Raw genomic sequence first — 8138 nt, 5'->3', positions numbered from 1 at the left:
TTCGAGAAGCTAGATGTCATGTTCCTTGGATTCCTCAGCTTCGTCCTAGTCGTTGATGGGCTTCGGATGTGTTAACAGGCCCTAGAGGACGGCCCCGCTTCGCCTTGGTGCCGTGCCTCCCTAGGCCCCGCATTCGCTGTTACCAGATTAGATGTTGTTGATCTAGCGGATGAGGCGTTAGAGGTATGTCGATGCCTCCTGGGCGGACGCATCGAAGGCATGCCCTCCGGCATGCGATCCGCTGTTTGTGAATTCTGGGTTGATCGTGCCGGCGTGTGCTGTGGCTCGACTGATTGATCTAAAAAGTTCACACGACCACTGGCATGCGGCTTGTTGACAGAATAATCCATAATTTTTCACCTAATATATTTGATGAATTTTTTGATTTCCACAGTGGCACGCTTTATATGCTTGCACGCGGCGTGTAAAGGTTGGTAGGTCTGTCCGAAATCATTTGCCACTTTGCGAAAAAACAGCAAACCTCTCAACTCGGCAGCTCTGTCCCCGACAAAATCGCGCTCCTCCCAAAGAGATGATCCCCCGCGTAGCGCACTGATGTTCGACTTGTTTGCCGAAGCCTCTCGTCAGCACAGCCGCGATAAGGAGGTGGGTCACATCAACCCTGGACTCTAAATACCGCCGCTACTCAAGGCGGGGGGACGTCGACGGAACGACCTGCTCCATCTCGGCCAGGAAGATCTCCCGGCGGGTCTGCTTGGGCTTGCCCAGGCCCTCAGCGTCACCGAATGTCAGTTGCATGGATGATTCTTCAACGTGAGTGGATAGTGTCGCGTATCTGCGATGCGTTGTTCAGAGGTTCCCTAAACGCAGCTGCGGAGATGAGCCGTGTGATCACGCGTCGCGCAATCAAAGATGCTTCAACCCACGCGCAATCCGCTCCACCGCCTGCTCAAGACGCGGCAGGCTTTGCGTATAGGCGATGCGGACGTGCTGGTTGGCGCGGTGGTGGCCGAAGTCGATGCCGGGGGTGAAGGCGACATGTTCGGTTTCCAGAAAGTGCGCGCAAAACGCCTGCGCGTTATCGGAAAATGCACTGATGTCGGCGTACAGATAAAACGCGCCTTGTGGTTCGACGTCGATCTTGAAGCCCAGTGCGCGCAAGGCTGGCAGCAGGTAATCGCGGCGTTGCTGGAATTCGGCGCGGCGGGCTTCGAAGATGGCAATGCTGTCGGGCGTGAAGCAGGCCAGCGCGGCATGCTGGGCGATCGTCGAGGCGCTGATGTAGAGGTTCTGTGCGAGTTTCTCCAGCTCGGGGACCGCGTCGGGCGGGGCGATCAGCCAGCCCAGGCGCCAGCCGGTCATGCCGAAGTACTTGGAAAAACTGTTCAACACGAAGGCGCCGTCGTCCACTTCCAGCACGCTGTGCGCATCCATGCCATAGGTCAGGCCGTGATAGATCTCGTCCACCACCAGGTGGCCGCCGCGCGCATGCAAGGTCTGCGACAACGCCGCCAGTTGCTCGCGCGACAGCACGCTGCCGGTAGGGTTTGCCGGCGAGGCGACCAGGGCGCCGACGCTGTCGGCATTCCAGCAGGCGTCCACCAGGCCGGGCGTCAGTTGGTAATCGGTGTCCGCGCCGACCGGCACCAGTTGTGCGGCGCCTTCGACCAGGCGCAGAAAGTGACGGTTGCACGGATAGCCGGGGTCGGCGAGCAGCCAGTGTTTGTCCGGGTCGACCAACAGGCTGCTGGCCAGCAGCAAGGCGCCGGAACCACCGGGCGTGACCAGGATGCGTTCCGGATCGATGTCGCAGCCATAGCGCTGCGCATAAAACCCAGCGATGGCTGCGCGCAGTGCAGGAAGGCCGCGTGCGGCGGTGTAGCGGGTGTGCCCGGCGGCCAATGCGGCCTGTCCGGCGGCAACGATCGGTGCGGCGGTGGTGAAATCCGGTTCGCCGATTTCCAGGTGGATCACATCGTGGCCGGCCTGTTCGAGCGCGTTGGCGCGCGCCAGCAGCGACATCACATGGAACGGCGCGATGTCCTGACTGCGACGGCTATAACCGGAGGAGTGCGGAGGCGTGGTATCCATCGGCAGGATGGTAGACCAGTCATTGCACAGGTTTTGTTACCGCGCGGCAAAGATCACCGCACGTTCGGGCGTATGCGTCATCATGAATAATCATCGGGACCAGGTGCGTACCAGCCGAATGCGGGCGCAGTTCTTGCGCGCAGACACGCACGGCCATCGGGATCGAGCGCTCGCTTCCCTGCCTGCCGCAAGGCAGCACAGGATCATCCAGACCCCGGAAATCGCAACATCGCTATCCCGCGCGGCACCAGACTCCTGGCACATGACGCTGCGCGCCGGTCTCTTCTACACTCGGGCGCTGGGATGGCATTGCGTTCATCCAACGGACCCCAATCTGATGAAGCCTGTCCTGACTCTTCTGATCGCCAGCCTGATGACCACCTCTGTTCCTTCCGCCTTCGCAGCTCTCCCGTCGCCGCCGGACGTGGCCAAGCACCCGCACGTGGTCAAGACCCCCTTCGGAGCCACCCGCAACGACGATTACTACTGGTTGCGCGACGACAAGCGCGAAGACAAGGCGATGCTGGCCTACCTCAACGCCGAGAACGCCTACACCGACAAGGTGATGGCGCCGCTGAAGCCGTTGGAAGACACGCTGTATACCGAGATCGTCGGGCGCATCAAGCAGGACGACGCCAGCGTGCCGTATCGCGCACGTGGCTACTGGTATTACACCCGTTTCGAAGCCGGCAAGGATTACCCGATCCAGGCGCGCCGCAAGGGCAGCATGGAAGCGCCGGAGCAGATTCTGCTGGACGTCAATCAGATGGCGGAAGGCAAGGGGTATTTCAGTGTCGGCGAAGCGGAAGTCAGCCAGGACAATCGCATCCTGGCCTGGGCAGACGATGCCGTGGGCCGCCGCCAGTACACGATCCGTTTCAAGAATCTGGACACCGGCGAGATCTACCCTGACACCGTGGAAGGCGTTGCTGCGAACGTGGTCTGGGCCGACGACAACAAGACCCTGTTCTATGTCGAAAACGACCCGGAAACGCTGCTGACCGTGCGGGTGAAGAAGCACGTGCTGGGCACGCCCTCCAAGAGCGACGTGCTGGTCTATGAAGAGAAGGACGACAGCTTCTACATGGGCATCAGCCGTACCCGCGACGACAAGTACATCGTGATCGGTGTGGAAAGCACGGTGTCGTCAGAATCGCGCTACGCACCGGCCGACAAGCCCGAGCGCTTCACCGTGCTGGCCAAGCGCGAGCGCGATGTCGAGTATCACCCCGAGCATTTCGATGGCCGCTGGGTGATCCGCACCAATGCCGATGACGCCAAGAACTTCAAGCTGGTGACCGCGCCCACCGATGCGACCACGCGCAAGCAGTGGACCGATTGGGTGGCGCACGACGACAACGTCTACATCGAAAATGTAGAGATGTTCGATGGTTTCACCGCAATCGAAGAGCGCTCCGGTGGCCTGGAACGCGTACGCCTGCTCAAGCGCGATGGCAGCCATGAGTACGTCAAGGCAGATGAGCCGGCGTATTCGATGGGCCTGGCGATCAATTCCGAGCCTGACACGGCTTGGCTGCGTTACAGCTATACCTCGCTGACCACACCGGCAACGACGTACGAGCTCAATACGCAGACCGGCGAGCGCAAGTTGCTCAAGCAGCAGCCGGTGATCGGCTACGACCCCAGCAAGTACGTCACCGAGCGCGTGTGGGTGACCGCGCGCGACGGCGTCAAGGTGCCGGTGTCGCTGGTCTACAAAAAAGGCTTCAAGAAGGACGGTACTGCTGCGTTGTTCCAGTACGCGTATGGCAGCTATGGCGCCTCGATGGATCCGGCGTTCAACCTGCCGGCGATCAGCCTGGTGGACCGTGGCGTGGTGTATGCCATCGCGCACATCCGCGGCGGCCAGGAAATGGGCCGCCAGTGGTACGACGACGGCAAGTTGTTGCACAAGAAGAACACCTTCACCGACTTCGTCGATGTCACCCGTGGGCTGGTTGCGCAGGGCTATGCAGCCAAGGATCGCGTCGCCGCATCCGGTGGCAGCGCCGGTGGCCTGCTGATGGGCGCGGTGGCCAACATGGCCCCGCAGGACTACCGCGTGATGGTGGCGCAGGTGCCGTTCGTGGATGTGGTCACCACCATGCTCGATGCCAGCATCCCGCTCACCACCAACGAATACGACGAGTGGGGCAACCCGGAAAACAAGGCCTATTACGACTACATGCTGTCGTACTCCCCGTACGACAACGTGCGGAAACAGGCCTACCCGGCGTTGTTCGTCGGCACCGGTCTGTGGGATTCGCAGGTGCAGTATTGGGAACCGGCCAAATGGGTCGCCAAACTGCGCGACGACAACACCGGCACCCAGCCGATCGTGTTCCGCACCAACATGGAAGCCGGCCACGGCGGCAAATCCGGCCGCTTCCGTCGCTACCGCGAGGCGGCCGAATCGTATGCGTTTGTGCTGGATCAGCTTGGGGTCAAGTAGGTGAGGGGCGGGGATTGGGGAGTCGGGATTTGGGAATCGGGATTTGGGATTTGGGATTGGTAAGAGCAGGGCTCCAGTTCCTGCGTGTAGACGTGCCCTCATCCGCCCTTCGGGCACCTTCTCCCGGTGGGAGAAGGGGGGCGCTGACCACCTCACCCCCCACTGGTCGTATCATTTACCCATGACGCGACCGACTCGATTCCGCTGGGCCTGGTGGTTGCTGGCCTACGCCAGCCTGGCCACCGGCATCGTCGGTATCTTCGTGCCCGGGTTGCCGACCACCGTCTTCATTCTTATTTCCGCCTGGGCCGCCTCGCATGGCTCCGAGCGTCTGCACAACTGGCTGCTCTCGCATCCGCGCTTCGGCCCGGCCATTGTCGAATGGCAGACCTATCGCGCGGTCAGCCGCAAGGCCAAATGGATGGCCACGCTCACCATGACCGTCTGCGCCGGCATCATGCTGTGGTGCGTGCCGGTGTTCTGGGTCAAATGCCTGTCGATCGGCAGCATGGCGGCGGTGGCGATCTGGCTGTGGCTGCGCCCCGAGCCGCCACCGCGCACCTTGCCCACCGCACCCTGAGCGCACGGCAGTCAGGGTGTTCTGGCTATACTTCGGTGCATGAGTATTCTGTCCCGACCATCCGTTCGCCTCGCACTGGTTGGTGCGACCTTTGTCCTGCTTGCCGCTTGCGGTAACAAGGGCCCGCTGGTGATGCCGCAGAAGCCGGTGCCGGTGGAAGCCCAGCCCGTGCCGCAGCCGCCGGATGCGCCGCAACCGCTGGACGAGTCGACGCCGGCGCCTGCGCCGGTGAACACCGACACCCAGCCCGCGTCCACCACCGACCAGCCCGCTAGCCGCGGCAATGAGCGCTGACGGCCGCAGCGAGCGTCTGCGTTTCACCAAAATGCATGGCGCCGGCAACGATTTTGTGGTGCTGGACCTGCGCGACGGCACGCCACCGCCGGATGCCGCGCTGGCCGCACGTCTGGCCGACCGCCACTTCGGCGTGGGCTGCGACCAGATCCTGACCATTGAAGCGCCACGCAGCAGCGAGGCGGTGGCCGCCTACGGCATCTGGAATTCCGACGGCTCGGCCGCGCGTCAATGCGGCAACGGCGCGCGCTGTGTCGCGGCCTGGCTGGTGCGCGATGGCACGGCGCAGGGCGATGATTTCGTCATCGACAGCCCGTTCACCGCGCACCGCGTGCAGCGTCTGGACGCCGGCACCTATGCGGTGGCGATGGGCGTGCCGCACTTCGAGCCCACGCAGATCCCGTTGGCCGGCTTTGCACATGCGCGCGAGGAATACGCGCTGCCGGTGCACGGCGAGACGGTGCGCTTTGGCGCGGTGTCGATGGGCAACCCCCACGCCGTGATCGAGGTGGGTCGCGTGGATGCGGCGCCGGTGGAGCGCGTGGGTGGATTGTTGCAGCAGAATGCCGCGTTTCCCGATTCGGTCAACGTCGGTTTCGTCCAAGTTGTCGAGCCCACGCATGTGCGCTTGCGTGTGTTCGAGCGCGGCGTCGGCGAAACCCTGGCCTGCGGCAGCGGCGCGTGCGCGGCGGCGGTGGTGCTGATGCAGCGCGGTCGTGTGGAACGCGATGTGCGGGTGTCCTTGCCCGGTGGCGAGCTGCGCATCCGCTGGGCCGGCGATCAGCAGGAAGTGGTGATGTCCGGCCCGGCCGTGTTCGTTTTCGATGGAGAGTGGAACTGATGAGCGAGAGCGTGGATAAATTCAGCGCGCACGAGGTGGCCACGTGGTTGCGGCGCCACCCGACCTTCCTCAAACAGTTCCCGGATCTGGCGGTGAGTTTGCTGGTGCCACGCGACGACGGCCCGACCGCCTCGCTGGCCACCTATCAGCTGGAAGTGTTGCGCGACAAGAATCGTGAGCTGTCGCGGCGGTTGCACGAACTTGGCCACAACGCCCAGGACAACGAACGCCTGGCAGTGCGCACGCATCAACTGACCCTGGCGCTGATGCGTCAGACCAGCGCGGCCGATACGCTCAAGGCGATGGCGGCCTCGCTGGCGGAAGATTTCAATGGCGAACTGGTGCGACTGGTGTTGCTGACGCCGGTCGCCGGACTGGACGCCGACTGGCTGCAGGTCATCGCCGCCGATGACGCGCGCTTGGCGCCGTTCCGCGATTGTCTGAGCGACGGCGAGCCGATCTGCGGCCGCCTGCAGACCGAAAAACATGCGCTGCTGTATGCCGAGCAAGCCGCCGAGGTGCAATCGACTGCGCTGCTGCCGTTGCCCGGCATCGGCCTGATCGCGGTCGGCAGCAGCGATGCCAATCGCTTCTATCCCGGCATGGGCACCTTGTTCCTGCGCATGATGGGCGAATCGTTGAGCGTCGCACTGCAACGCTTCGACGCATGATGCGCACCGCAGGGCGCGCCGATGCGAGCGACCTGCAGTGGATGGTTGCTCCGATGGCGCGGCAGCGAGGAATTTAAAGATGTCTTCGGTCGAAGACTTTCTTGCATATCTTCAGGTCGAACGGCAGGTGTCTGCGCACACGCTGGATGCCTATCGGCGCGATCTGGCTGCGTTGGTGAGCTGGGCGGCCGAGCAAAAGGGTGAAGATGGCGCGCCGTTGGATGCTGCGCTGCTGGACAGCGCGCAACTCACCAGTGCGCAGTTGCGCCAGTTCGTCGCTGCCGAGCATCGACGCGGTCTGTCGCCCAAGAGTCTGCAGCGCCGGCTCTCGGCATGCCGTAGCTATTACGCCTGGCTGCTCAAGCATGGCCGCATTGCGGCCAGCCCTGCAGCAGCGATGCGTGCGCCCAAGGCGCCGCGCAAATTGCCGCAGGTATTGGATGCCGATGAAGCGGTGCGCCTGGTCGAAGTGCCGACCGATGCGCCGCTGGGCTTGCGCGACCGCGCCTTGCTGGAGTTGTTCTATTCGTCCGGCCTGCGCTTGAGTGAGCTATGCGCGCTGCGCTGGCGCGATCTGGATCTGGAGAGCGGCCTGGTGATGGTGCTGGGCAAGGGCGAAAAGCAGCGCCTGGTGCCGGTGGGGCCGCATGCGATCACCGCACTGCGCGAGTGGCTGCGCGATAGCGGCGGGCGTGCCGAAACGCATGTGTTCCCCGGCCGTGCGGGCGGTGCGATTTCGCAACGTGCGGTACAGATCCGCATCAAGCAACTGGCGGTGCGTCAGGGCATGTTCAAGGACGTGCATCCGCATATGCTGCGGCACAGTTTTGCCAGCCATATTCTTGAATCGTCCGGCGATCTGCGCGGCGTGCAGGAGTTGCTCGGCCACTCGGATATCGCCACCACGCAGATCTACACGCATCTGGATTTCCAGCATCTGGCCAAGGTCTACGACGCCGCGCATCCGCGTGCGAAGCGTAAGAAAGCTGCGGAGTGAGTGGTGCGTAGTGCCGGAAGCCGCGGATTGAGTGGTGTGCAGCGCAGGAGGTCGCAGATTGAGTTGTGTGCAGCCGCGTGCAGTTGATGCACGTCGCTGAGCGACCACCGCACGCATGACGCTGTTAAGCCCCTTTCCCGGCGGGAGAGGGGTTGGGGTGAGGGTACGAGCGCCAGCGCCGCTCAACGTCATCGAGGATTTCCTGCGCCAACGCCGAGATGAGTGAGTGCGGGCGAAGCGCGCGCACACTG

At 63.2% G+C, this 8138-nt stretch carries 7 protein-coding genes; 6 read left to right on the top strand and 1 reads right to left on the bottom strand.

Going from position 1 to position 8138, the window contains the following annotated elements; translation table 11 throughout:
- Positions 1-867 precede the first annotated feature (867 nt).
- Complete coding sequence (locus XcyCFBP4188_RS20895) at positions 868-2052, bottom strand: pyridoxal phosphate-dependent aminotransferase (protein WP_006451311.1); 1185 nt, start codon at positions 2050-2052, stop codon at positions 868-870.
- A gap of 337 nt (positions 2053-2389) precedes the next feature.
- Here XcyCFBP4188_RS20895 and XcyCFBP4188_RS20885 point away from each other — a divergent pair, with 337 nt between their 5' ends.
- The 6 genes from XcyCFBP4188_RS20885 (at position 2390) to xerC (ending at position 7887) form a co-directional block, all read left to right on the top strand.
- Complete coding sequence (locus XcyCFBP4188_RS20885) at positions 2390-4504, top strand: S9 family peptidase (RefSeq protein ID WP_043909433.1); 2115 nt, start codon at positions 2390-2392, stop codon at positions 4502-4504.
- Positions 4505-4685: 181 nt separating this feature from the next.
- Positions 4686-5084, top strand: a complete 399-nt coding sequence (locus XcyCFBP4188_RS20880; protein WP_006451313.1) for a YbaN family protein — start codon at positions 4686-4688, stop codon at positions 5082-5084.
- 39 nt (positions 5085-5123) lie between these two features.
- Positions 5124-5378 (top strand): LPS translocon maturation chaperone LptM, encoded by a 255-nt coding sequence (gene lptM, locus XcyCFBP4188_RS20875; protein WP_006451314.1) that lies wholly within the window; start codon positions 5124-5126, stop codon positions 5376-5378.
- Positions 5368-6219, top strand: coding sequence for a diaminopimelate epimerase (gene dapF, locus XcyCFBP4188_RS20870; RefSeq protein ID WP_006451315.1), 852 nt, complete (start codon positions 5368-5370; stop codon positions 6217-6219). The genes lptM and dapF overlap by 11 nt, the downstream gene beginning before the upstream one ends.
- Entirely contained in the window at positions 6219-6890 is a 672-nt protein-coding gene (locus XcyCFBP4188_RS20865; protein WP_006451316.1) for a DUF484 family protein, read from the top strand. Before dapF ends, XcyCFBP4188_RS20865 begins: the two co-directional genes overlap by 1 nt.
- Before the next feature lie 79 nt (positions 6891-6969).
- Positions 6970-7887, top strand: a complete 918-nt coding sequence (xerC, locus tag XcyCFBP4188_RS20860) for a tyrosine recombinase XerC (protein ID WP_006451317.1) — start codon at positions 6970-6972, stop codon at positions 7885-7887.
- Positions 7888-8138 lie beyond the last annotated feature (251 nt).

The organism is Xanthomonas hortorum pv. cynarae (genome assembly GCF_002939985.1).
GTDB classification, from domain to species: domain Bacteria; phylum Pseudomonadota; class Gammaproteobacteria; order Xanthomonadales; family Xanthomonadaceae; genus Xanthomonas; species Xanthomonas hortorum_D.
Note: the sequence above shows the minus strand (reverse complement) of the source record. Positions and strands in the feature narration are given on the sequence as shown.